Origin of the sequence: Paenibacillus sp. OSY-SE (assembly GCF_000283315.1) — a bacterium.
Lineage (GTDB): Bacteria > Bacillota > Bacilli > Paenibacillales > Paenibacillaceae > Paenibacillus_B > Paenibacillus_B profundus.
This window is the reverse complement of record NZ_ALKF01000204.1, coordinates 155,066-181,178: the sequence shown is the minus strand read 5'-3', so window position 1 is coordinate 181,178 and position 26,113 is coordinate 155,066. Positions and strand designations below refer to the sequence as shown.

The 26,113-nt window shown below is 50.9% G+C and carries 21 protein-coding genes; 1 reads left to right on the top strand and 20 read right to left on the bottom strand.

Annotated features, from left to right (window positions below):
- Positions 1–12: 12 nt before the first annotated feature.
- The 8 genes from A372_RS0130710 to A372_RS0130670 form a co-directional block, all read right to left on the bottom strand.
- The gene (locus A372_RS0130710; protein WP_019424781.1) at positions 13–963 is read right to left on the bottom strand and encodes an ABC transporter permease subunit; all 951 of its coding nucleotides are present in this window, start codon (positions 961–963) and stop codon (positions 13–15) included.
- 170 nt (positions 964–1,133) lie between these two features.
- The gene (locus A372_RS0130705; protein ID WP_019424780.1) at positions 1,134–3,584 is read right to left on the bottom strand and encodes a helix-turn-helix transcriptional regulator; all 2,451 of its coding nucleotides are present in this window, start codon (positions 3,582–3,584) and stop codon (positions 1,134–1,136) included.
- A gap of 715 nt (positions 3,585–4,299) precedes the next feature.
- The gene (locus A372_RS0130700; protein ID WP_026011396.1) at positions 4,300–5,025 is read right to left on the bottom strand and encodes a hypothetical protein; all 726 of its coding nucleotides are present in this window, start codon (positions 5,023–5,025) and stop codon (positions 4,300–4,302) included.
- An 8-nt stretch (positions 5,026–5,033) separates the two neighbouring features.
- Positions 5,034–5,648, bottom strand: coding sequence for an ABC transporter substrate-binding protein (locus A372_RS0130695; RefSeq protein ID WP_157259858.1), 615 nt, complete (start codon positions 5,646–5,648; stop codon positions 5,034–5,036).
- A gap of 718 nt (positions 5,649–6,366) precedes the next feature.
- Positions 6,367–8,892 carry a U32 family peptidase gene (locus tag A372_RS0130685; protein WP_019424778.1) on the bottom strand — a complete coding sequence of 842 codons (2,526 nt, stop codon included), beginning with the start codon at positions 8,890–8,892 and terminating at the stop codon, positions 6,367–6,369.
- A 265-nt stretch (positions 8,893–9,157) separates the two neighbouring features.
- A complete protein-coding gene (locus A372_RS0130680; RefSeq protein ID WP_019424777.1) occupies positions 9,158–11,164 on the bottom strand; it encodes a stalk domain-containing protein in 2,007 nt (668 codons plus the stop codon).
- 101 nt (positions 11,165–11,265) lie between these two features.
- On the bottom strand, positions 11,266–12,441 hold the full coding sequence (locus A372_RS0130675; protein WP_019424776.1) for a S1C family serine protease: 1,176 nt from the start codon (positions 12,439–12,441) through the stop codon (positions 11,266–11,268).
- A gap of 233 nt (positions 12,442–12,674) precedes the next feature.
- Positions 12,675–12,878: a DUF2759 family protein gene (locus A372_RS0130670; protein ID WP_019424775.1), complete on the bottom strand. Its 204-nt coding sequence runs from the start codon at positions 12,876–12,878 to the stop codon at positions 12,675–12,677.
- 355 nt (positions 12,879–13,233) lie between these two features.
- Between A372_RS0130670 and A372_RS0130665 the strand changes: the two genes are divergently transcribed.
- Positions 13,234–14,862, top strand: coding sequence for a nitrite/sulfite reductase (locus A372_RS0130665; protein WP_019424774.1), 1,629 nt, complete (start codon positions 13,234–13,236; stop codon positions 14,860–14,862).
- 367 nt (positions 14,863–15,229) lie between these two features.
- On the opposite strand, the gene A372_RS0130660 is transcribed toward A372_RS0130665, so the two are convergent.
- The 12 genes from A372_RS0130660 to thiM form a co-directional block, all read right to left on the bottom strand.
- A complete protein-coding gene (locus A372_RS0130660; protein ID WP_019424773.1) occupies positions 15,230–15,997 on the bottom strand; it encodes an HAD family hydrolase in 768 nt (255 codons plus the stop codon).
- A 90-nt stretch (positions 15,998–16,087) separates the two neighbouring features.
- Positions 16,088–16,324 carry an aspartyl-phosphate phosphatase Spo0E family protein gene (locus A372_RS35110; protein ID WP_019424772.1) on the bottom strand — a complete coding sequence of 79 codons (237 nt, stop codon included), beginning with the start codon at positions 16,322–16,324 and terminating at the stop codon, positions 16,088–16,090.
- 209 nt (positions 16,325–16,533) lie between these two features.
- Complete coding sequence (locus A372_RS37800; protein WP_019424771.1) at positions 16,534–16,671, bottom strand: hypothetical protein; 138 nt, start codon at positions 16,669–16,671, stop codon at positions 16,534–16,536.
- A complete protein-coding gene (locus A372_RS35105; protein WP_019424770.1) occupies positions 16,668–17,969 on the bottom strand; it encodes a helix-turn-helix domain-containing protein in 1,302 nt (433 codons plus the stop codon). Before A372_RS35105 ends, A372_RS37800 begins: the two co-directional genes overlap by 4 nt.
- A gap of 212 nt (positions 17,970–18,181) precedes the next feature.
- A complete protein-coding gene (gene bcmE, locus A372_RS0130635; RefSeq protein WP_019424768.1) occupies positions 18,182–19,402 on the bottom strand; it encodes a thiamine pyridinylase in 1,221 nt (406 codons plus the stop codon).
- Positions 19,403–19,461: 59 nt separating this feature from the next.
- The gene (locus A372_RS0130630; RefSeq protein WP_019424767.1) at positions 19,462–20,703 is read right to left on the bottom strand and encodes an HAD-IIA family hydrolase; all 1,242 of its coding nucleotides are present in this window, start codon (positions 20,701–20,703) and stop codon (positions 19,462–19,464) included.
- 73 nt (positions 20,704–20,776) lie between these two features.
- The gene (locus A372_RS0130625) at positions 20,777–21,538 is read right to left on the bottom strand and encodes a class I SAM-dependent methyltransferase (protein WP_019424766.1); all 762 of its coding nucleotides are present in this window, start codon (positions 21,536–21,538) and stop codon (positions 20,777–20,779) included.
- Between the two features lie 15 nt (positions 21,539–21,553).
- Positions 21,554–22,570, bottom strand: a complete 1,017-nt coding sequence (locus tag A372_RS35100) for a thymidylate synthase (protein WP_019424765.1) — start codon at positions 22,568–22,570, stop codon at positions 21,554–21,556.
- Between the two features lie 15 nt (positions 22,571–22,585).
- On the bottom strand, positions 22,586–23,056 hold the full coding sequence (locus A372_RS0130615) for a nucleoside 2-deoxyribosyltransferase (protein ID WP_019424764.1): 471 nt from the start codon (positions 23,054–23,056) through the stop codon (positions 22,586–22,588).
- Between the two features lie 75 nt (positions 23,057–23,131).
- Entirely contained in the window at positions 23,132–23,758 is a 627-nt protein-coding gene (gene thiE / locus A372_RS0130610) for a thiamine phosphate synthase (protein WP_036705705.1), read from the bottom strand.
- 20 nt (positions 23,759–23,778) lie between these two features.
- Positions 23,779–24,591, bottom strand: a complete 813-nt coding sequence (thiD, locus tag A372_RS0130605) for a bifunctional hydroxymethylpyrimidine kinase/phosphomethylpyrimidine kinase (protein ID WP_019424762.1) — start codon at positions 24,589–24,591, stop codon at positions 23,779–23,781.
- Positions 24,588–25,430 (bottom strand): hydroxyethylthiazole kinase, encoded by an 843-nt coding sequence (thiM, locus tag A372_RS0130600; RefSeq protein ID WP_019424761.1) that lies wholly within the window; start codon positions 25,428–25,430, stop codon positions 24,588–24,590. Before thiM ends, thiD begins: the two co-directional genes overlap by 4 nt.
- Positions 25,431–26,113 lie beyond the last annotated feature (683 nt).

Genomic DNA, 26,113 nt, shown 5'->3' with positions numbered 1-26,113 from the left:
TTAGTTACCTCGTCACCACATCGCGTTATCCCGATTGATCCTCCGCACGAGCGCGTTTGCGGAAATAACCAAAACAAATCCGACAACCGACTGATACAATCCCACCGCGGCTGTCATGCCGATATCGCCAATATTTTTCAAGGAGCGATACACATACGTGTCGATAACATCCGTCGTCGAATAGAGGAAGCTGGAATCGTTCGGAATGAAATAGAACAACCCGAAGTCCGCGCGGAAGATTCCGCCGACCGCCACAAGGAACAAAATAACGACGAGCGGCATCAGCATCGGTATCGTAATCTTGGTGGCCAGATGCCACTTGGAAGCGCCATCAATTTGCGCCGCCTCATAGTAGCTCGGGTGAATCCCCAATATGCCTGCAAAATAAATAAGAGCGGACAAACCGACCGATTTCCATATATGGAACAAAGGCAAAATAAGCGGCCACCATTTCGATTCCTGATACCAGGCGACGGGTTGTTCGCCCATGGAGAGCGCCAGCTGATGCAGCAGCCCTTTGCCCGGTTCAAAGATGGCTAGCGCGATGTAGCCTACCACAACCCATGACAGCAGGTGCGGCAAAAAGAGCACGGTCTGGTACATCTGGATCCGCCGTCCCATAATCTCTCGCAGCAGGATGGCAAGCAGCAGCGCGCAGACCGTTGTAAGCAGGATGAAGGCGCCATTGTACAGCACCGTGTTGCGGGTGATGATCCATGCTGTCTGTGAAGTAAAGAAGAAGGTAAAGTTGTTGAATCCATTCCAATCACTCCCGAAAATACCTAAATCGTATCGATAGCTCTTAAAAGCAATGACCAATCCAATTAAAGGGAGATAGCTGAAAATGAGCTTGAACAAAATAGCCGGAGCACTCATGACGAGGAGCGAGCGCTGCCGTTTCATCATTTTCCATTCATGCTTCCATTTTGAAAATCGTTTCGCAGGCTGCATCACATTCAACATTCCTCCTTTTTCGGCGTTCACGCCAAGCTAAAGCCTCATCTCCAATGTAAAAAAGCGGGCTAGGCCCGCTCAACCGTTCATATTAAACTCGACTCCTCAACCATACTGCTCAATTCGAACTGAACTGCTCAATTCAGCTTCGAGGGTATAAAAAGCATCGTCACCGCGCCTTACAAAGCATCCGAATCACTCAAGGCTTGAATCGCTTGGCGGGTGCGGCACTGCTTCGGCGTACCGCCGAACTTTTGCTTGAATCGCTTGAAAAAGTGACTCTCCGTCCGGTAGCCGACCTTCTCCATCACTTCTGCAATCGTCAAGCTGTCGTTCATAAGCAGCTCCATCGCCCGTTGCAGGCGAACATCATGCAAATAATCCAAGTAGCTTATACCTGTGCCTTGGCGGTAGACACGGCTAATATAAGCAGTGCTCAATTGCAGCGCATCCGCCACCGCAGCCAACCCGAAATCAGGGTTCGCCAGCTCCACCCGCGCCAAATCCTGCATGGCAGCGACGATCGCTTGTCTGCACCGTTCCTCCTCCTCTTCTGAAGTAGGACGGATTTGCTCCAACCAATGTGCCAGCACACCTCGGGCTTGCTCTAAATCGTCAGCCTGCTGCAGCTCTGTTTTCAAATTACGCCATTGTATAAATCCCGACGACTCCGACTCTTTGCCGTAGCTAGCCCGTTCCTGCCAGACCGTGAACAACTCCAAGGCAAGCAGCAGCAGCGCCGAGCGAACCATATCCGGCACACAGCTCCGGGCCGTATCGAACCAATCCGCCAACGCATCGTCCAGCTGCGCCTGACGGTTCATCCGCATTGCCTCGCATGCTTTCGTCGTGCAGCGCGTGAGATCACGCTCCTTCACCTGCATCGTGAAGCTGCTCGTCGCATGATGACGCAGCAGCCCGGAATGGATGACGACAGCCGGTCCGTAGACAAACCGGTACGTCCAGCGTTCATCCACCTGTTGCTTGGCGTCAGGCACCTCCTCAATACCGCCAACGACATCGCTGATCGCCACGGTGACCAAGACCTCTTTAAAGCGCCCATCAGACGCCGCCCGGCTCTGTTGAGCTGCCGACTCAAGCAGCCGCTCTGCCTCAAGCTCCGTTCCAATAGCCGCTGCGGGAAGGGAGAACCAGAGCAGCTCCTCGCCGCTCCGTTCCGGCACCGAAGTCATGCGCCAACTGTCAGGCAGCCTTCGGACAATCTCTTCCTTCACCATCTCCAAGAGATCTTCAGCCTCGACCGCTGCTTCATGTGTGTCAGCATCCGGCTTCGTGACCGAAATGCGCGCGAACAGATAAGGACCATCTGTAATTTCATGACATTCGCGCTTCTCCAGCCACCGTTGAAAGTCGGCCGTATCGCCGCGAATATATCCGTCAATCCACTTCCTTAGCTCTGCCTGTACGGCCAGCGGCCGATCCTGCTCGACGCGGTTATGCAAATGCTCCAGTCGGGACATCATCCCGCGGTACATCTGCTGCAGCCAGGAGAACTCATCTTGGGTGTGGGTGTGCGAGCCTCCCCGAGGAGACAGATTCCATTGTTGCACGAGGCGGAATAACGGACGATACAGCTTCAACGCAAACAAATAAGAAATGACAACCGAAGCGAGCAAGGTTCCCCCGCCCACGGCCACGAAAGTAAAGGCCAACCGATCCATGCGCGCAACAATTTGCCGATACGGCTGCATTTGATACAACGTCCAGCCGTAAAATTCCGTCGGCGCATAGCGAATAACCATCTTCCCCTGAGCAGAAGAATGGACGAAGGAACCGGATTGGCCTGGATTATGGTGGACGTCCTCGTACGCAAGTGCAAAGGCTTCGTCCGTTCCGTCACGCAGCCCCTTCCGATCGCGGTCCAGCCTTCGTCCGTCTTGATCGAACACGATGCCGTCCGGGGTGCCGACGAAAAACTGAGAGCTTTTAGAAAAAGGCCCGCTGTTGACAGACAACTGCTGAAACAACCAGCTAGGGCGGATGAACAGTAAGATGGAGCCAGGCTCTGGATGCGAGGAATTTCGGTAGGTAACGGAAAAATCAAATAATCCATACAGCAAGCTATCGACTTGTTCAGCTGTGCCGGAGGCATTCGGAACCGAGAAAGGCATCAGCTTGAAGGAGGCGGGATCGGACAGAGTCAATTGCTGCAGAACAGCGTCCCTTTCACCGCGAGCATTTTGTTGAATGACGGCGCTCGTGGAGAATAACTGCTCAGACGGCCCGTTATATAGCGCAATCGATTCCAAATACCCCGTTGCGTTCGCGATTTGCTCCACCTTGCGCATCTTGGAGGCAATTTCGATAATAGATAGCTCTTCCCCATGCATCAGCGTATACACTTCCGGGTCAACGTATAAACTCATAATTAAATTTTTAAGCGTGTCCCCCATGAACGTGAGCTGCGCATTGAACTGCTCCCTTTCCTGCACATATGCTTCCTGCTGCATGTCCAGCGCGGAGGAGTGAGCGACGATATATAGAGAAATGGTCGTAAATACCAAGGCGCATGTGACCAGGACGACCAGCGTGCGGATGAGACGATGCTGATATAGACTGCGACCTTTTGCAATCGCTTTCAATTTATGAGGGAAATTCCATCTCTTCACCACACACAACTCCTTATCTCTAATAGCTCCTATCATCCCCTTTGAAGTCTACTCTTGTTGATTGCTGTCACGTAGTTGCCGAAAAGAACCAAATATTCATGTAGTCTCATTTTACACTCCGATCGAGATCCAGTCTACGGTATCCTGCACCGCTTTCCTTCACTGCAACCTCAACCCTGTTCCCATTCCGAGGCGCTAATGCTTCTTATTATGGGGATGATATTGCCGGTATTCGCAGTTCGATGCTATTCATCCCTCTTTCTCCTCTGCTAAGAGAAAACGAAGAGCCGAAGAACGGGTTCTATCTCCGGAGTCCCTTTGTCTCACCACCCCTGCATTGGATTTCGTACAGTCAAACAGCCACATAAATCTCCTAACGGCGGGTTCCATTGGAATTCATACAGTGGTTTGGCACTTATTCCGCAGCAATACTAAAAACAGCCAGATCCACTGGACGAAATACAGCCCAAGCGCCATTTAGCCGCCGCATCTGTACATTCCACTGTACATGTTCCAATAGGACTCCACCCACCCGCAGAAAACAATGTGTTAAATGAAAACACTCCGCACAACACCCGAGAATGACACAAAAAAAGAACCCATCCTGCGGAAGGATAGGCTCTGCTTTACTCCTTTATGAACTTTGCGACGTCCACACAAGTTTGATCTTATAGCACAGCAGACTGCTCCTGCTCCATCACACATGCATTATTGGTTATGGTGCAGCAAACTGCTCCATAGCCGATTGAACATCACGCTGAATCCCCTCCAGCGCCGCAGCAACCGTCAGCTTATCCGCTGATACCTCCCCTAAATATTTGCCCGCGCTTTGATCCAACTGCTCCAACACCGGCGGAGGCAGAAATCGCAAATATTCCACAATGTTATTGTTCGTTTGCTCCAGTTCGTAAAAAGCTCCGATGTCGGGATGCTCCAGCTTTTCTGACAAAGACTTGCGCGCTGGCAGCTCCTCTGTATTGGAACGCATCATTAATTTACCGTATGATTCACTTGAAATCGTCTTTATAAATTCCCATGCCACCTCTTTATTTGCAGAGTTCTCACGAATCGAAAATATTTCGTTCATGCTGATGCCGTTCCCCATGCTCGGATTTTCTGGGTGCACAGGCATGGAGACTACACCCCATTCGAATTCATCAAACGGCTCCTTATTGGCGATTAACGTTCGCAGCAAATCGGACCGTTCTACTGCCATGGCAACATTACCGTTCAAGAAAGGATAATTCCTTTTAAGAATGCCGTTCTTGTCCATTCTGTCCGGTTCCTTTTGCACCCCCGCTTGATAGCAGGCTCCGGATTTTATACATGTCATCGTCTTTTCAATCACCTTATGCCAAGCGTCTGTATGAAGTGTAAATTGTTCGTTCACCGGATCGTAAATAGACAATCCTCCGCCCTCTCCTATATCCAATGCCATCATAAAGGGACTCATGCTGTACTTGTGATACAATCCGAACTGAGGCGTTCTTCGTTCACGTTCGATGACGGTCTCGCGAACCGTTCAGCCATTTGAAATATATCATCCCAACTCATATGATTTTTCGGCAACGGAATTCCATGCAATTGAAATATGCTCTTATTATAATAGAGACCGATTCCGCTAAAAGTAGAAGGTAACCCGAACAGTTCGCCACTCTTCTTGTCCTTAAGCGCAGCGAGCACCGCAGGGACATAATCATCGAGACTATAGCCATCTTTTCTGATCAGATCATCTATTGGCTCAAGCATGCCTTCTTTCACAAGAACCTTATAAGTATCCAAGTCTGGCTGGATAAGGTCAGGCTGTTTATCGCGGATCACCTTCATCATAGAATCAACTGGGGCTTTGCCTGGCTTAAGCTCATCTTTAAGTGGAATAACTTCGATATTATAGTCAGGATGATTTGCAAGGAACAGGCTTCCGTGCTTTTTAAAAAAGCTGTCCTCATCCCAATAGAGAACCCGTAATTGCGGATTGTCGATTGACTGCTTCTCTGTTTGGCACGCTGTCAATAGAACAATAAATGCAGATACCAATATTGTCTTTATGATTTTTTGCATCATGCCTTCCCCTATCGCTAAACAAATAAAATATCTACTCTCACCAAACGTTATCCGTTCTACCGCCATTCATTATGCTTTCAAGCTTCACAGTTGAAAATATTGAATACCAATCCATCTTAAGCAACATGATATCCCATAAATCCGTATTTTTCCATATAACTTTTGTGATTCCCGCATTTGCTTACAGTAGAAACTCCCTCCTGAAAAGCTCCATCGAGGCCTTGTTCCTTTCATACAATAACGCATTCAGGCTGAAGGAGATTCGCTCCATCCGCCTCTTTGCTTCATTCTCCCCTTCCATCAGGAGACGGCACGCCTGCCCAATGACTCCTCTGGTTCCACTGCCATCACAAGCGGCCGCTTCATGACTTGATATACGAAACGACACGTGCCTTATCCTCAACGTTATCCCTCCTGACTGTAGGGGAGAACGGACATAAGGGCCATTGCACCACGGAAGCCAACAACGTATTCTCGTTTGAAAAAGAAAGGGCGGCTTCCATTCTGAATAAAGGGGAGAGTGAAGCAATGGATGGAACAGGCATACCTTTTCAAGGAAGGGTAAAGAGAGGAAATGAAATTCGTTTTGTCGCTTTACAGAAGAACTTAACCATTCCTTAATGGCACAACAAGAACCCGAATGAATGTGCAGTCTCACTCACTGCACTTCCATTCGGGCTCCCATTTTCGCATTCTATTTACTCATGCTGCGCTAGTCTTACTTCACCAATTGCCCGCGGGTTACGCCGAGCTGATTCGTTGCTTTCAGCTTGCGCCACACTTCAGTGCCGTTAATCTCGCCGCGCAGCGCACGTCCGTACAGGTCAATGACCTCGTGCACCTGTTCTGTCGTCTCTTCCAGGAATTCAACGCGGTATGAACCAACGCCAAGCTCAAGGAAATGCGTCAAATATTCCGCACCAGACTGCTCGATCGCGTTGTAGACCGTGTTGCGGCAGCCTTCATCTACCCGGACCGGGTGGGACATGCCGATGCGGTCGCGCAAGGAGACGCGGTGCTCCTCGCATGGACGGCCACAGTTCGTGTAATCCGTTCCTTCGCTCAGGAACGTGCAGTATACGCAATGCTCCGTATGAAACATCGGCATATGCTGGTGAATGACGATTTCTAGCTTCGCTGTATCTGCATGCTGCAGCATATCCACCATTTGCTGAATGTTCAAGTCATAGGAAGGCGTGATGGTATCCAGTCCTGATTGCGCGAATAGCTCCACGGCCTTATGATTGGCCACGTTCAAGGAGAAGTCGCCAATCAGCGTTGGGAACGGCTCACCCTTGGCGGCCGCTTCCGCCTTCGCCTGCACGTAGAAGTGCAGCGCTCCCGTGTTCCGAATGAGCACAGCATCCGGCTTCAACTTCAGAATGTTCCGGTGGTAGCCGTTCTCGTTCGGCATATGGATGCGCGGCGTCACGAGCGCGATTGGCTTGCCTGCAGCACGGCATGCTTCGACAGCTGCCGGGAACTGCTTGATGAACTCGAAGTCCGCATAGATTAACGCGGCTTCCGTCTTCACCGCAGCCTCCACCTGCTCAAGCGAGCGGCACAACGCCGTTAGCTGCGCGCCGCCAAACGGCACGGCGACATGCTCGTTCACGGCATCGCCGTACACTTCGGTGTCGCGCTTCACGTATACCGGCGGCTTCGGACGCTCGCCAGCCAACTGATCGACCGCATCGCGGCGAATCGCGTTCAGCTCGCGCATCGGTACGATGACGTCGCCCTCAAGCGCCGCCTCCAGCCGCTCCAGCTGGTACACCGTTCCGCCCAAGCGGCCGAACTGCTCCTCCAGCAGCGCCGAATCCATCGGACGCTTCTGCGCCACGTCAAGCTCCAGCTCGGAATCGACCTGCACGGTCGTTCCCTTCTGCACGTCGGTCCACCATGTGCGCAGCGGCTCGCCAGCGCGGCCTTCCACGCGCACATGCACCGGGAACACCCGATACGGCTTCTCCGTCTCGAATGTCGCGCGCATGCGCTTCTCCAATGCCGGGTCGCTCGTCTTCCAGATGCGATCGCCGACGTGAACTCGGCGCAAGTCCACATCCTGCCGCCCCGGCACGATGTCGACGAGCCAGCCTTCTTCCGCCTCGCCTTCCACCTTCACGCCTTTGCGGCGCACATCATATACGCGTCCGCCTTCTTCCTTCTTCGTCGGATCGCCCGCATCGAAGCCGATGCCGTCGCCGCGCTTCAGCGGAGCTTCCAGCTTGCAGACGACACCATCGCGCAGCACCTGCTGCACCGTGCCGAGATAGACGCCGCGGCTCTTCGGGAATGTCCCGTCCACGAGCTGCTTGTTGTTCGTCCCCTTCAGGAAGCCGTGCGTAAAGCCGCGCGAGAAGCTCTGCTGCAGCTCGCGCACGTCTTCCTTCGTCGGCCCCGTCCAGCGCCCGTCGAAATAATCGTCGATCGCCTTGCGGTACTTGCTCACCACGTTCGCCACGTATTCCGGCTGCTTCATGCGGCCTTCGATTTTGAACGACGTTACGCCCGCTTCAATCAGCTCCGGCACGATGTCGATCGCCGCCAGATCCTTCGGCGACAGCAGATACGTCACATCTCCCATCAGGTGATGCTCCCCATCCACCATCATGTCATAAGGCAGGCGGCAGGCCTGCGCGCATTCCCCGCGGTTGGCGGAACGTCCGCCCCACATCTCCGAGGTCAGACACTGTCCGGAATACGATACGCATAGCGCCCCGTGCACGAACACTTCCATCGGCAGCTGCGCCTGCTCGCCAATCTTCTGAATCTGCTTCAAATTGTTCTCCCGGCCGAGCACGACACGCTCCATCCCGTACGGCTTCGTGAACTCCGCCGCCTCGGGAGACGTAATCGTCATCTGCGTCGAGCCATGAATCGGGAAATCAGGCGAAATATCGCGAATCATTTTGACCAGACCAAGATCCTGCACAATGACCGCATCCACACCCGCATCGACGCAAGCCTCAATCAACTCTTTCGCGTCCTCCAGCTCATTTTCGAACACCAAAATATTAAACGTCAAAAACCCTTTGACCCCATAGCTGTGCAAATAAGCCATAATGTCAGGCAAATCATCCATGCGAAAGTTATTGGCGCGCGCCCGGGCATTAAATTTCTCTACCCCAAAAAATATCGCATCCGCGCCGTTCGCCACCGCCGCCCGCATACAATCCCAATCGCCGGCCGGCGCCAACAGCTCTATATCTCCACGCGTTATCCCCTGCTTTATTGTAGTCATGCTCATCCTCCAAGCTAAATTCCTCAGCGCCGCAGCATGAGCTGCGTATCTATCTCTTTTTTTCTGCTGAAGATGCATAAATTAGTATAGCGATCTTTGCGCCGAAACTCCAGTAAAGGCTAGAACTTCCTGATGCTCTCCTGAAGCGGGCCAGCGGGCGATCAACAAAGCGCCCTATCGGACAGCCACTCAAGCCTTCCGAAGCGGGCGCTTCCTCTCTTTATTCCGTTTCAATGATTGCCCAATGCTGTAAATAGGCTGTTTCTTATTTGAAAGTAAAGGACTTGGTTGCCTGCTTCAAACTGTCCATCAGTTCAGGTGTCATAGACGCATCATAAACCGTATACAGAACTGTATACACGTGACCGTTATCGGCGACTAATTGCATGCGGGTCGTATACGGTGCGTTAATGTCCACGTCTCTGCCCGTCAACTCGACCAGATAGGCCGACTTCCCCTGCAGCGTCGTCTTTTCCTTTTTCACAAAGTGAACCGCATCATCTTCTAACAGTACTTCTTCCCAACGAGCCAACGCTTCATCTACCGTTCGCGCCTCTTCGATATAGATGAAGAAATTGCTGTTCGGCAATGAGTAGCTGGCAATTGTGCCTTCGCCGAGCTTATCCTCATAGCCTTCCATAACATAATAGTTGGCGTCGTGCAGCCACCATTCAGGTATTTGCACAGTAAAGCCGAACAGCTTCCCGTCGCGCTGCACAGACTTCTCCCAAGACATCAGCCAATTTTCCCCCGAAGGGAGCGCGTTCAAGTCGTCCTGCTTCTCCTTCATCTTGCCGTCCACACGCACCGAGGCGAGAATGCGGTCACCGACTTTTCTATCTTCCGCATTATCCTGTCCATAGAAAGACACCATATATTGAACGCCCTCATCCATCGCGATGAGATGCATGCTCAAGCTCCAATCCTGCTCATTATAGCGGTGCTTATATACGCTCAGCTTGGCTAAAGTCCCGTCTGCCAAGGAGATGTCCTTGGTTTCGACCAACTTCACATATTCCGGCTTGTACAGCTTCTTCAAGTAAGCTTCATGCCGCTTCACCAAGCCGTCCGGCGTCATTCCCTCTTCCGCCGTTCCATAGTAATATTCTACACTTTTCCAGTCTCCAGCACCCGCCAGCACGCGCGGTATCCCATACTCTTTGTACCAGTCCACTGGAAAATCAACGGACAGTCCTTCTCCCCACAGCTTCATATGACGATAGCCATCCTTAACCGTGCTCACATTCGTAATCGTACCCTGTCCTGCTGCATAGCTCGGACGGAATGTATTCAAGAAAGGCTCATATTGAAGCAGCTGCTTCGACTGTTTTGCCGCATCATCGAAAATCCGCACGACGTACCGTTTGCCATTCGCGCTAAACACCCGCGCCAGATACATCCCATCTCCGTCATCAGAGACGCCTTGGGCATAAGCCACCCCTTCCAGCTTCCCGGTGCGCTGATATACTAGATCTCCTGCATAAATCACTTCCGTCTGCAAATGTTCCATTAACTGCTTCTCGGTCGCCACGCCTTGGAACGCACTCGTCAGATGTTCCAACTCGCCTGAATTCCAGTCCGTCACTTCCACTTGCGCCACGACAGAACTGGATTCATTGCCGAGCACGACCACACTCTCTGTTGGCGATGTCACCTCATAGCTCCAACCTTGCGGGAGCACCATGGACCACAGGTAATAGGAGTCTCCGATACGCGGCGCCGTTGCGTTCACATGAATCGAAACGGCAGCCAACGGCTCAGGTCGCTTCCAGCTCAGCACCATCGTCTGGTCTGAATCCGTCTTGCAGGTTGCCCCGAATGCTTCCGCTATCTGCTTAAGCGGCACCATCGTCGTTCCATTCACCAATTCAGGCGCGACCAGAAGCGTTGTCAGCTTCCCGTTCAGCATAGCCTGCTTCTGACCGATTCTCATGCGGATGGAAGAGTGGTCATTGGTTAACGTTACCACATCGCCCGTTTCCAGCTTAAGCGACGCATCGAACGCGCGTGTAAAAATGCTCAGCGGCACCATCGTCGTGCCTTGCTTCACATAAGGCTTCACGATCGTGATCGCTTCTCCGTTCAGCGATGCATTGGTGCTGCCCGTCTTAAAGCGCAGTTGATCCTGAATCGCCGCCGTTGCAGCAGCTGCCGACACCGGAGATGCCGTCAGCCCCACGACTCCCGTTACCATCGCTATCAGCGTCAGAGCCACAATGGCTGAGCGGATGCATTGACGCGGCCTTTCTTCGCGGAACGTCGTCGGCTCCATAAAAACACTCCCCCTAGAATAATTCCAGTTATAAAAAGTGTTGTATTTACCTGTCTTATTAGCGATTCTTTTTATTTCTACGCTTTTTGGCAATTCCCTGCTCAATCCGCGACTTCTTTGCTCTGTTGCTCCTCAGACTTCTTCACGGGCTTTTCTTCCGTCAACGTTACCGTCCGAGCGACGAGGTCGCCGCCCGACTGCATCATCAGCTTCACCTGCTGGCCCGGAAGCTTCAGCTTCAGCGCTTCATGCACATCCACGATCGTCTTTACAGACTTGCCGTTAATGGAATACAATACGTCACCAGCTGCTATGCCAGCCTTCTTCGCCGATGCGCTCTGCACGGTCGTCACCTTAATTGGATCATCCGATGGCAGCCCGACATACGCAGCCCAGCTTTCCTCCATTTCTACACCGAGTGAAGCCCGCTTTATCTTCCCGAATTTGAAAAAGTGCTGTACAGCCATCTTCACGGTGTCGGCAGGGATGGCAAAGCCCATATTTTCAATGCCAACCGCAGCGAACTTCATACTATTAATGCCGACGACCTCGCCTTTCATGTTCACAAGCGGGCCGCCGCTATTGCCCGGATTTATGGCTGCATCCGTCTGAATCAGCTTATAGCTGGATTCTACTGCACGATCGGTTCCGCTAATAATGCCCGTCGTCGCCGAATTGCGCAGCGTGAAGGACACCGGCGTGCCCAATGCTACGACCGATTCCCCTACCTGCAATGCCGCATCAGGCTGTACGAAAGAGACCGGCTGCAAGCCCGTTACAGCAATCTTCGCGATCGCCAGATCGCTTTCTTCGTCGGCGAACCATTTTGTGACCGGATATGATTTTCCGTTCGGCGTCACGACCAGCGGATGCACCAGCTCCGAGATGACGTGCGCATTCGTAACAATCCACCCATCTTGACGCACTACGACGCCAGTGCCGTGAGCCAGCCAATTGTCCGAATTATCCTCCGCATCCCGGTGCTTTCCAATGATGGAGACGACCGATGGACTGACCTTTTTTACGATGGCTGGAATATCATTTGGCGCGTAACGGTATGTCTTCGTCTTGGCATCATACATCCCTTTGCTCCCCGTCATTTGCTCGAACGCATCCGCCTCGATGTATACCTTGTCTTTCACCTTCGTTGCTTTCATCGTAACTGAATTTGACGCTTGCCCGGACACACTCGTGACCCCCAGCGTCAGTCCCAGCACGATACTGATCCCCACGCGCCACGTCCGCCGTCCGATGCTGTTCTTACGCCGCTCTCCCATTTGTTTGCTCCTTCCTTGCTCTGCAGCCTCTACTGCTCTACATACCAATATTGATGATATTCCCCTATTACGCAAGCGAAAAAAAGGCTCTTTGATGAATTCCCACCAAAGAGCCTGTCTGTTCTGAACTTTCTTATGTATCGCGCAACTTGACCATGCCATCTTATCCCGCGATGTAATAATCCGTGTTTAAACTAAACTACCTCTAAATATAGAATCGTGGAGGGATGCCCCTACCAACCCTGAATCATGATCCAGTCTGCAAACAAGAACACAAGCAAACTGACTACGGCAAAGCCGAGTGCTAATAAATTACGTTGGCGCTGCTTCACTTGACGAATAACCGCCCACACCAGGATGATCGTAAACACGATCATGAATATGTCGAACAATTGAAATAAACTTTCAGTTTGTTGTGCTCCCTCGGCCAGAAACATGGTGCGACCTCCCTCTACACGCGCATTTTACCTATCTGAGTCTATGTTATATTTACCCAGCTTCAGATGCAAGTCAAAATCATTATATTTAACAAGATTGTCACCAATTTTTCACGTTTTATGCTTGATGCAGCCTGAATTCGATGACTGATGTCATAGATAAAGGGATAACGCTTACTTTCAGCCATTTCATAAGCAATTTCGCGATCATTTATCAGAAAGAGTAATACCTTTTTTTACCTTGCCTTATTGTGGGCCTTCTGTAAATATGCTACGATGAGCTAAAGCTTAATTCATACTATTTATATCGGAATTAATCAGATTAGAATTTAGATGAGGAAGCGAGGGATTACCTATGGCGTATGAGCCGGTGTGGATGCAGGACCCTTCGAAGTTGAATAAGTTTGAGTTTGTCAAAATGGAAAAGGACGGACTGGATGTCATCCGCGACATTATTGAGACGTATGCGCTGCGAGGCTACGAATCCATTCCCGAAGACGACAAAGGCCGTTTTAAATGGGCGGGCGTCTACGAACAAAAGCCAAAGGATGGCTATTTCATGATGCGCATCCGCATTAATTCAGGAATTATGAACGTGGCCCAAGCCAGAGCGTTGGCGGATATTGCCCAACTGTACGGGCGCAGTCTGATGGATGTGACGACGCGGCAAGCGATTCAATATCATTGGCTGCGCGTGGAGGACCTCCCAGATATTTTCAAGCGGCTGGAAGACGTCGGCTTATATTCCTATGAAGCCTGCGGCGACTGCCCTCGCACGATTGTTGGTAATCCCCTTGCTGGCATCGATCCAAATGAGTTAATGGATACGACCGCGCTCGTGAACGAAGTAAACGACTTTTTCCTATTGAATCGTGACTTCTCCAACCTTCCCCGCAAATACAAAATGTCCATCTCCGCCAACCTTTACAACAATGCGCACGCGGAAATTAACGACCTCGCCTTCACTCCAGCCGTAAAAGAGATCGACGGCGAGCAGGTGCTCGGCTTCCACGCCCATGTGGGCGGCGGGTTATCAGCGAAGCCGTTCTTGGCCAAGCCGCTCGATATGTTTATTCGTCCTGAGGAAGTGCTCAAGGTGGCGATCGGCGTAACGACGTTGTTCCGTGATAACGGCTTCCGGGAGAAGCGCCATCAGGCGCGGCTCAAGTTCTTAATCGCTGCCTGGGGCGTCGAGAAATTCCAAACGCAATTGGAAGAACTGATCGGGAAGTTCCCGGCACGTGGCGACGATAAAACGCTTGGCTGGCAGGCTGCCTATTTCGATGGCGTTCATCCGCAGCATCAAGCGGGGCTGCATTACGTAGGACTTAATGTGCCTATCGGGCGCCTGAACGCGGAGGAGTTCCATCAGTTGGCTGATCTGGCTGAGAAGTACGGTGACGGCACCCTGCGAACGACCATGTCGCAAAATATAATAATAACAGGGATTCAGGAGAAGCATCTGGATACCGTGCTGTCGGCTCCCGTGCTGCAGCGGCTCACCCCGTTCCCGAAGCCGTTCATGAGCCGCACCGTGTCCTGCACGGGCAACGAGTTCTGCAACCTGGCCATCGTCGAAACGAAAGAGCGCGCCCGCCGCGTTGCTGAGTATTTGGATGCGCGCGTGCCAGAGCTGAACGAGTTCATCCGCATCCACTTTATCGGCTGTCCGAATGCTTGCGGGCAGAAGCACGTGGCAGACATCGGCCTGCAAGGAGCGTTGGTAAAGACGGAGCAAGGCATGATCGACGCCTTCGATATCGCCGTGGGCGGCATTCTTGGTCCGAATGCCCGCTTCAACACGACACTGAAAGGCCGTGTGAAAGGCGACGACGTTCCGCATGTGTTGGAGCAACTGCTGCTCTACTATAAACAGGAACGTCACGCAGGCGAATCGTTCCATGCCTTCTTCCTCCGTGTCGGAGCAGAAGCCTTCCAGGCGAAATTAACGGAGGTGTTAACCGCAACAGCCTCGGCGTCTTAGTCAATTCGTGACAACTGAAACCGTATATTACAATCATCACCCTTCAATGCATCCTTATTTATGGTATTATTTCTATAGAAATTCGTTTTATTATAGTCATACATGAATAAACTAATAAAGACCGCAGATGCTGGAACATCTACGGTCTTGCAATAGATTGCCCTTAGGGCAGTCGACTAAGATTGACAGAAAGTAGACCTCCTGGCCATCTAAGCTCAAGGGAGGTCTACTTCTTGTTATGGAAGGACAGCATGGGAACGTATTTTCCTATTCCTCTGCATATAAAACCAATAAATTCCTTCAATAGCAAAAAAAACCTCTTATCCGACTAGCTATCGGATAAGAGGGGTTTTTTCATGCTCTATTATTATAGCGTCAGCTCGATTTCATCATACGCGCGAATCATGACATCTGCCTTAGCCGGCTTGACATCGAATTGGCGCTCCTCATCAATGAACACCTGCAACACCGAGCCCGCGCTGTGGCCCATCTCCATATCGCCAACGGAATCGCCGATAACAGCCACTTCATGCGGCTGCAAGCCGAGCTCCCGGCAAGCGAGCTCCACCATATCCGGATACGGCTTGCCATGCTCCACGCAATCGTCGCCAATAACAGCAGCGAAATAGTGGCGGATGCCCATCTTTTCCAGATGCTGCTCTGACGGACGCTTGTCGTCCGCTGTCACTACGGCCATAGGCAGACCGAGCTCGCGGCAACGTTCTAAGAACGGCACGACGCCGGATATCGGCACGATGTTCGCACGCTCCAGCACTTGATCGTTCGCATACTCGAACACTTCCGTCACTCGCTGAACCGCTTCGTTCCATGGCACGCCTTCCTTATATAGCAGGTATGTGGCAATGCCTATCATTTGTGAAGGCGAGCCCATCGCGAGCGGCCCTTGGCGATCATGCTTGCGCACGGAGCCATCCTCTTCAATGTACACGCCCAATATATAACCCGGCTGATCCGGTAATTCGCCGCCTTCTTTCTTCAGCTCCCGTTCCAATCCCGAAAGCACCGTCTCTGCCCACCAACCCCACAGGCTAATAAATTGCAGCAGCGTCCCGTCCTTATCGAACAGAATGCCGCGCACCTGTGCGCTGCAGCCGCCGACGTTCATCTGTACCATCCACATCTCCCTTTCCCCGGTTGATGGTATCATAGTTCGGCGCACGGAGCATATTTCCTGCTTTCCCGTACAAGATTATTCGTTATATTTTTAGGCGTCCAACCGCTCCGTCCGTGTATACGCGGCGGCTGACACCATCCACTTGGCATATGTCTCTTGCTGAACCGTCACTAGATAATCATCCAATTGCTGGCTCAGCATGACGATCTCATCATCCGTGAAGCTCTTCTTCTCGTTCACCGCCTGCACCAATTCACGTCGAATTCGTTCAATTGTCTGCATCAACGCTTCTTGCGTGCGTTTCCCCGATAAATGAGCGATATTCATTAGCTAGGTCACCCTTTCCGGCTGGAAACGGTCTGACGACAATTCGTTATCCAGATTCTGTATTCTGACCTAGTATAACCCATGTTTCTCGAAACCTCGCTTTTGGATTCTCTAGAAAACTCAATAATTATACTAATCTGTAAAATAAAAGAACACCCTTCCTGAAGGGCGTTCCATGGAAAATTTCCGCTACGGTATAACGAAATGTTTTACCACTCCACTACTCCGCCGCCGGCGCCCGCGAACGCTTTAAATACGTCAGACTGCACAACCGTCTCGAACAGAGGATAGACAAATACGGCAACACCCAGTGCCATAACTGATAAATTGCTCCACATTTTTTTCATTGTAAAACCTCCTGATGGATATTTTTCAGCGCATGAAACGCTGCTCTTACCTTCTGCAGTAAACCGTATAGCTGTTCGATGTTTTCATTCTTTGCTCTGATCTCGCCTAATAGCCGATCAAACAGCAGCTCAAAACAACTATGAGCGTTATTTTTCCTATCTATCTTAAAAAACAAGGTCGCGCTTTTTAGCAAACAATCAACGGATTCTTCTTTCCTGTTCAGCCTATAATAGTAGTCGCTTTTTAACTTGTAATAAAAAGATTGATCGGAAATAACGAGGGGATTTAACCGAGTAAGCTCGATATAATCCTTTTCATTTGCAATAAGCTGATCGATCGCTTTAAAGTTGTTCTGATGAAGATACAAATCGATGAGCTCGCATATAATGTATATTTTTCCGGGGTTTCTCATCAAACAGCCTTGCAACTGGTTAGTAGCCAAAGCAAGCCTTCCTTTTTTTGCATTCAGTTTTCCCCGCATGAACTGTACATTTTCTAAAACAGCAGGAAACGAGTAGGTTTCATATTTATTGATATTCGCTTCAGCCATATCGTAATTGCCGATAAAAAAGCAACAAAAGCTGACCAAGAGAACAGCATCCGCTTTTAATTTGCTTTCCGTAACGTCCAGCTTTTCGACATAATGGAGCGACTCTATCGCCTCTTCGTATTTATTCAGGTGGTAGGCATGAACGCCCAACTTGTAATAAAGCTTAATTTGTTCTTCGATCGTCAAGAATTGAACATAATTCAAAATACTTTTTCCGGTGTGATATGTAGTTTGCAATTCTTCATACTTATCTCGTTGAATCAGGTACTCCTGCAGCAGCGCCTTAGCGTAGTACGTTTGGATGCCATGTGAACGCGTATAATCAATGATAAGCTTGTACAAGGCTAATCTAATGGCTAGATTGTCTTTGACCGTTCCAACAAAGGTGTATAACTCTTCTACCAAATCGTAGCTGTCTTTTCGCTCGTCTAGTAAATAGCGGGAGGCAATGCGGGTACATAATGAGGGCGCGCTGGTGACGGATTGTCTTAAGATGGACATAAGCACGTCGGCTCTTTGTTCCACGGAGAGATATAACTCCACAATGTCTGCATAAGGAAAGTCAAGGGCGCTCGCGAGGGCCTGCATCGTTTTGAAATCTGGACGCTTCGTTTCCCCGTTCTCAATCTTGGAAATAATCCCTTTTCCTACGCCAGATCTCTCTTCCAGCACGGTTAAAGTTAAATTGGCTTCCTGTCGGCGTGTTCTGATGAGGTCGCCAATAGATGTGAACTCTAGCGACTCCATTCTCATTCCCTCACCCTTCCAAATAACACTTATCGACTTTTCATTACATTTTACCACATATTCCCTAATAAGTGAATAACCATTGCTTAATAACTTGCAAGTTTCCACCCATCTCCATACGACTGTGCAGGCCTTCCAACTGTTCAACGATAATCTGTTCCTTAAAGAAAGTGCCCCCGTGAATCATGAAGATCACAAGGGCACCTATGCTTTTAGCTCGCCAAGCTCGTTAACTCAAGCGCTTCCGGCAATACTTTTTTGGCGGCATCCAGCCACGTGCGCGCCTCAGGTCCGATGCGGAATACACGGTTAGAAGGATTGTTCACAATTTGAGATAACTCGGAATAGATAGGGTAATCCTCCTCTAAGGCACTATATACACTATGGCGTGCCGGCAGGAGATATTGCGGATATTGGCCGTCAGTATGAGGCCGCAGGGCTTGTTCCACCGTATCCGAAGCGGCCACGACATTCGCTAGCTCTTTGGCTAGTTCGGGATGGGATGTCTGAGAGTTCACACCTACAGCATCACTGTAGAAGAGCGGAATGTCTTGAGCGGCCGATGACGAAATCGGTTTAAACCCTACCTGATCTGCGTAAGCCCCCATTCGCATCATCGACTCGCTGTAGCCGATAAAGGCTCTGCCACTGCCCTGCGCGAACCAGGAGGCTCTTGCATACGCGTCGCCATCCTCCGGATAATATTGCGACTGATTTACACCTGCCATATCGATTAGCAGCCTCAAGCCGCGAATGGCCTTCTCATTCAGATGGTCCAGCGGCGGAAGAACGTCATATTTTGTATAACGGTTGGTTACATCGATGAGCGCTTCCAAATACATGCTCGCCTTGGTCGTACCTCCAGACATGTCGATCAGCAGCCCCTTATTTGCCGGAGGCGGGATTTGATCGGAATGATTGGTGCCGACTTGCTTGTATAGCTCATAAATATTATTTACTTGCGCCATTTTCAGATCATCTTTCCGGTAAAAGAGCAGGTTCGTGCATAAAATTTGCGGAAGGGCATACACTTTCCCGTTTCGTTTCGCGCCCTGCAGCGCAAAGTGCACAAAATCATCCGCCTGGTCGATTTCATTGCTGCTGAAAGGGAGCAAATACCCTGCATCCACGAAATGGCTGAGGAAAATCGAATCTAACACGAACACGTCCAGATCCTCAGGCGGTTCCGTTGAATAGGAATCCCAAGCCACAAACTCCAGCTTGACGTCTGGCTCCTTCCGCTCCCACTGTTCGAGAACGGCCGCTTCAAACCGGGAAGAATCAGGCACGTAGGGATATACCGCTACCTTCAACGTAATATTTGCAGGTACGTTGAGATGGTCCGCTCCAGCCCCTGCCGGACTGACGACAACAAGCAACAATGCCAGCATAATCATCATATTTCTGTAAATGATTCCTTTAAAACTTTTCATGCCGCTATCACCCGCCTCTATTAAAATGCAAATCACCATCTAACTTGATAGATTTCGAGTCAACGAAAAAAAGAGATAGATTCATCCGCCAGGGCGTCCGCGATCCACCGGGGATGCATCGTCAACATATTATCCGGCAGCGCATCCAGTTCAAAATATTGCACATCCAAGGTTTCGTCCCCTTCTCTGACCAGCGTTCCGCCCACCACCTCACAACGAAAGTACGTCGTCACAAAATGGCTGACCTTCCCGTTGGGATACGAAAAAACTTGGGAATCAGGGTTCGAATATACCCCGATCAACCGCGTCACTTTTACGTTCAGGCCGGTTTCCTCGGCGATTTCCCGAACGATCGCTTCCTCTACGGTTTCTCCCAGCTCGACATGACCCGACGGAATCCCCCAGCACCCATTATCTGCACGCTTCATCAGGAGAACCCTGCGGCGTTCATCCATAATCATGCCCGCTACCCCCGGCTTGATGTCATCCGGCCAAGGAAAAGCCGGGGCCGCCCAAGGCTCCAAGCGTACCTCTTGATCCCATAAGCTGCGCAAATCGGGAATGATAGCATCGGGTTTGCGAAAATCCCGCGCAGATGGAAACTCGGAACGTGGAACGCTTGATACGAGAATTGCCGATATGCCCATCCGGTGTGCGCCAACAATGTCCGTATCGGGAGTGTCACCTATCATGACTGCGCGGGACAAGTCCTCCACATATTCAAGCGCCTGCTGGAACATATAAGGAAATGGCTTGCCCACAACGTCCGGGGTTATTCCCGCAGACATCTTGATAGCTTCAACAACCGTTCCGACCGCCATCATAGGCCCTTCTGGACCCGGGAATATCCTGTCCGCATTGGTGGCAATGCATTTTGCGCCCTTAACAATTCGCGTCACGGCTCCCTGTATCTCCCGGAGTGTAAGTTCATCACTCCAGCCGACGACAACAGCTTCGGCGCTGCTCACATCAACAAGCTCAAGGCCTGCCTGACGGCATTCCCATTCCAAATGCTCGTCCCCCAGCACATATACAGAATGGACTTGCTGCTCACTTAAATAACGCGCTGTTGCCCATCCCGATGTGACGACTTCACCAACTTTCGCTTCAATCCCGAGGCCGTTCAACTTAGCCGCGACTTGCTCGCGCGTCATGCAGGGATTATTGGTCAGAAACCGAACCGTCTTGCGTTTGGTCCGAAGGCGTTCGAGCGCTTGAACTGCACCCGGCAGGGCCTCGGACCCAATATAGATCACGCCATCCAAATCAAACAAGAACACATCAAATCTATCCAGCAACACGTCATTCCTCCTTACGTTCACTCTGCCGTTTTGCCATGAGGTTATCTCCCGTCTCTGATTGGGAAATCGGTGCTCACGCGTCTTTGACTGCCCGATAAATGAGGAAGGGAGGATAATCCCGCTCCATTTTCCATTGATCAAACTGACTCGCTTGCTCTATTTCTCTTAATTCATCCGGAGGGATATGCCGTAAAGTAGGCTCCAAACATTCAATATTTTTGAAACCAACCTCCTGTAGGAGCTCGTGATACATCTCTTTAGGCCAGTGGAAATCATGAAGAATCATATCCTCCCGATCCGGAAGATGGAGCCATTCTTGCCGCGCTTCACCATGTTTATATTTTCTTCCCGGCTCCCCATTGCGGAACGTCGAAAATTCGATACCCGTCGAATCCGGATGCGTGTCCAAAATCGCGTAGGGAGCACCCGGGGCCAGTACCCGATGAATCTCCCTCATAATTCGCTGGATTCGATCTTGGCTGCTTGTATTGATGAACACATAGCAGGTCATGGCGCCATATACCGAATTGTCCTCTAGAAATGTTAATTGATCATTTTCGATTCGGTGGTAGTCCACCTGAGGGTGGGAACGTTTTTGAACGGCAATATCAAGCATATTGCTTGATTCATCCACGGCAATAACATTCAAATCCATGCTCTCTGCCAGCCGGTAAGCTACTTTTCCGGGTCCGCACCCATAATCCAGCACCCGCTTCCCTCCGGGAACGGAGCTTAAAATATCAAACACAAATCGAAACCCCAAAGTCTGCTCCAGAATGTCATTGTAAGCCTCGAACTGATTAGCTACGACCTCTTGCTTCCACGACGTCTGCATCCCTTTGCCCCCTTATCACTGCTGGATATGCTGCATATTTGATATAGACAGATCAGGCCACTTATTTTGCAACAGCCTCTGATAGATCGGCCACAGAGCATGGAACACGGAAGCATCCACCGGTCTCTTATAAGCTACAGATTGGTAGAAGCTGAACAGCAGCAATACCTGCCGCCAGTAAGCAGGCATGTCCAGCGCCTCAATATCCGGGCCTGATAAGGTGATTTGGTCTTCTCTCAGCAACGATTCATACTCCAGTATGGTCTGAATATAAGGCCACTGGCTTCCCGAAGGCATTTCGGGAAAAGTGTCAACGCTCTGATTGTCATGCGTCTCAGAATGAGCCTCTTTCAGCACCTTCTCCACGACATGATTATCCGGCTGATATATATGTACCGAACCGACCACATGATAATAATCGCCCAACTCCAGCTGAAGCTCCCTGGCAAGCAGCTCCTGCATGAACGTGAATGAAAAAACATCGCTGACCATGCCTCGAAACGCATCGTTCGCACGCATGTAGGCGACAGTATACAACTTCCGCTCCCGCACAAAAAATTGGAGCCCAATCGTACAGGAAACATCAATGTTTGCTGATTCCAGCGATTCATTGGCATCAAAAATCTGGATAAAAGCCCGCTTGGAATCCGGGTCATCTTGACCCAGTAAATGCGCGATTCGTTTCCATTGATTCACCTTGTCAGATCCGAAACGAAAAATTTTGGGGCCGTAAGCCGTTCCTGTAAGCGTACGGCCATTCATAGAATAATCGTTCATTTTCCGATTGTAGTAGCCGATATAATCCAGATCGTCCCTACCCGACAGATACCACAATGCTTCGGCAAAATTGAATATGATATTCGTGCGGCGGCTCGACAAATAACAGACGCGCTCCACGGGATTCGCGAGGGCAAATTGATAATTCAGCCTCTCGCGGCTCTGATGACCACGCGGCGCATTAGAGAACTGCGGTTTGTTATAAATTTCGTCTAACGTAGCTATATAAGAATCGTGAAAATGGTCGAAGCGCACCAACCTCTCCTCCTTCTATTCCGCAATGCTAAACATTTGTTCGAGCTTGGACAGGTAATCTTTTTCTTCTTGATAGGAAATGAACGTCACATCGGCGACTTTACTGAGCCCCCTGATTAAGAATGCATAATCCTTGTTCTCCTCCAGCAGCAGAATGATAGGCTTGCCGAAGGCAGAAGCCCAGCCGATTTCAATATGCGTGCCTGGAGAAGCGGGCGATCCGGGAAATGCAACGAACAGATCGCAGGCGCGGATTTCCTCGAAGTCAATGGCCGTACATTGTTCAGGCGTCATGAAATCTTTGCCCCAGCCTTCGCGCTTATGCGCATTATGAACAGCATAATTTCTCGCTTCAAAAAAAGAGATCAGCTGGATCAGTCTTTGCTGCTCGCTTTCTTGCATGCAGCCTGTTTCGGCATCTACCAAACTTTTGAATGGTCCCGCCAAAAACAACTTCTTGATACCCGATTTGTTCACGATACTCATCTCGCAGCTTCCACCTTTCAAATTTGGCTATACATTGACGGCCAATGATTGATTTATCGTCCCCTAGCTGTTCATTTACGGCTCTAGCCGGCGTATTCTAGCCGCCGATTCACGAATGTCATTCCCCCCGGTTATCGCCGAAATGACGGCTACGCCATCCGCGCCCGCTTGCATGACCGCAGCGGCGTTCGCAGAAGTAATCCCGCCGATTCCGGCGAGAGGCACATCGATCCCCGCTGCGCGCATCTGCCGAATGATGGACACGCCCTGCACTTCATGCGCATCGTCCTTGGAGCGGGTAGGGTATATTGGCCCGATTCCCAAATAATCCGCTCCTTGTTCCACGGCGAGCCGCGCCTCCGCAACCGTATGCGCCGATACTCCGAGTATTTTATCGCCGATCTTCGACCTAACACGATCTGCCTGTTCATCATCCTGACCAATATGGATGCCATCTGCATCGAGCTCGAGCGCAAGTTCGATATCATCATTGACGATAAATGGAACGCCGATCCTGCGGCAGAGGGCTTGAATCTCCAATCCCAATTGCCTTTTCCTGTCTCCGGTCAGCGCGCCCGCTCCCTTTTCGCGATATTGAAACAGCGACACGCCTCCCGCTAGCGCTTCTCGCACTACATATAACGGATCCAGCCGGCAATTGACGCTTCCCATCACCATGTAGAGCCGCAAGTATGCGCGCATCCGTTCCGCTGGAATTCGGCTCACGACCGCACCGCCCTTCTGCGGCCGTAAGCCCAGTGGTTGGTCGGACCATGACCTTGGCCGATGCCAAGCGTATCTTCAAGCGCCGCCTGAATGAACGCGCGGGCTGTCCCTACGGCATCAACGACAGACGAGCCTTTGGCCAGTTCTGCCGTCAGGACTGAAGAGAAGGTGCATCCCGTTCCATGCGTATGCCGGGTATGAACCCGCTTACCATCCAGCTCGGTGAAGTGTTGTCCGTCATATAGCAGGTCCGTCACCTGCTCATTCTCCTCGCTATGACCGCCCTTAATGACGATATAGCGGGGACCGTAAGCACCGATCCGCTTAGCGGCTTCACGCCGGTCTGCCATTGTTCGGATGGACATGCCGGTTATGGCCCCGGCCTCGGGAATATTCGGCGTGACGATTAGAGCAAGCGGCAACAGACGCTCTTTCAATGCTTCCACCGCCGCCTGCTGCAGCAACTCGGAGCCCCCTTTGGCGATCATCACCGGATCGACCACGACCGCTTTCCAGCCGAAGTGCTCAATCCGATCTGCCACGGCCGCAATAATATCCTTGCTGAAAAGCATACCTGTCTTGACCGCATCCGGCGCAAGATCGGACCCGATCGCGTCCATTTGACCGGTCACTGCTGCGGTAGGAAGCGGGTACACGGCCTGAACGCCCAGCGTATTCTGCACCGTAATGGCCGTAATCGCAGACATCCCGAACACGTCCAGCTCCTGGAACGTTTTGATATCCGCCTGGATCCCCGCGCCGCCTCCACTGTCCGAACCGGCAATCGTCAGAGCTTTATATACGTTCATTGCGCTTCACCTTCCTTTACGGAAGACGGCAGGAATTCCCGCACTTCCGTATTTGCCGCCAGAGAATCCCTGTTCAGCCTAGATAGTTCATCGATAAGGGCGATTTGGAAGCTCCCCGGTCCCGCAGCTTCCGTTCGCTCTGCAGCCCGGTAGGCGGCAGCTCCGTAAAAAGCAAGCCCAGCAGTTCCTGCCAGCTGCAAATCCCGTTCCACAGCGGCAAATGCCCCCAGCACCGATGTCAATAAACATCCGGCACCCGTCACCTGCATCAACAGACGATGGCCGCCCTTCACGATGCAACCGGTCTGTCCGTCAGTAATGACGTCTTCCGGTCCCGTTACAGCGACGACCGTACGTAGCTTTCTGGCAGCTCGGGCTGCTAATTCTACTCTCTCGTCACCCGCTGATTGTCCGGCATCCACCCCTTTAATGGCTCGATTTTCTCCATTCAGGTGCGCTACTTCGGCAGCGTTGCCCCGGAGCAAGGACACCTCCACCTCGCGTAAGATACGCAAGGCAGACGCCGTCCGAAACGGTGTCGCTCCCGCCCCTACCGGATCGAGCAGCACTGGGACCCCGTGTGAGTTGGCAGATTGCCCAGCAATAATCATCGCTTCTACCAGCTCCTCAGAGAGAGTGCCAAGATTCAACACCAGCGCTCCAGCTATTTTGGCCATATCAGCCACTTCCTCGCGCGCATACGCCATCACCGGCGAAGCGCCCAGCGCCAGCAATCCGTTGGCCGTAAAATTCGTCACCACCACATTCGTCATATTGTGTATGAGCGGCTGTTCCTTGTGAAGTTTATCAATGAGAACGGATACTTGGTGTAAGGACATGATCAATCCAACCTTTCTTTAGGGCCGGGAGCCTGCAGAGGGCAGATGATAGTCATGAGATTTATAGACTGCTAGCGTTTTCCTAACCTTTATAGTGGTTGTTCAACAAGCCTCCTTTTGATCACGCGCTTATGAAAATGATAGACGGATTATGATTGACTGAGTTTACAACTGGATTGAACGATTGCAGGAAGGAAACAGAGCACAACGCAACATAAGCAAGCATTTTCCAGACTCCGATAGACTTGTGGTACAAGAAAGCTTGTTATAGTAAGGGGATGAAAATAGTATTTTTACAACAAAAAACACATGCGAACAGCATGCGTCGTACATTTACATGTTCGCTTCCTACGCTGGCATTACCCAACAGGTTCAATCGGTCTACAACAGACTAGTTGTACTCTCAGCTTGCTTCAGCAGGCTCCCGCTAGTTATTTTTGTTAATTTTCTACTTTTGTTCTTTCTTATTTCATATTATAGGTTAAATTTGTAAAATGCAATGACATATTTGGAAAGGAATGCGATCAGAGTCTCCTTACTGGAAAATATGCTGTTTTTATCGCACAAATACAGTCGATGAAACTAAGGGTGGTAGGAGCAATTGTGCATTCGTGATCCCTCAATCCTATTTCGATTCCACCTTTGGTTCACTCTCCCAATGATTCAGATTGTTCCAATGAATA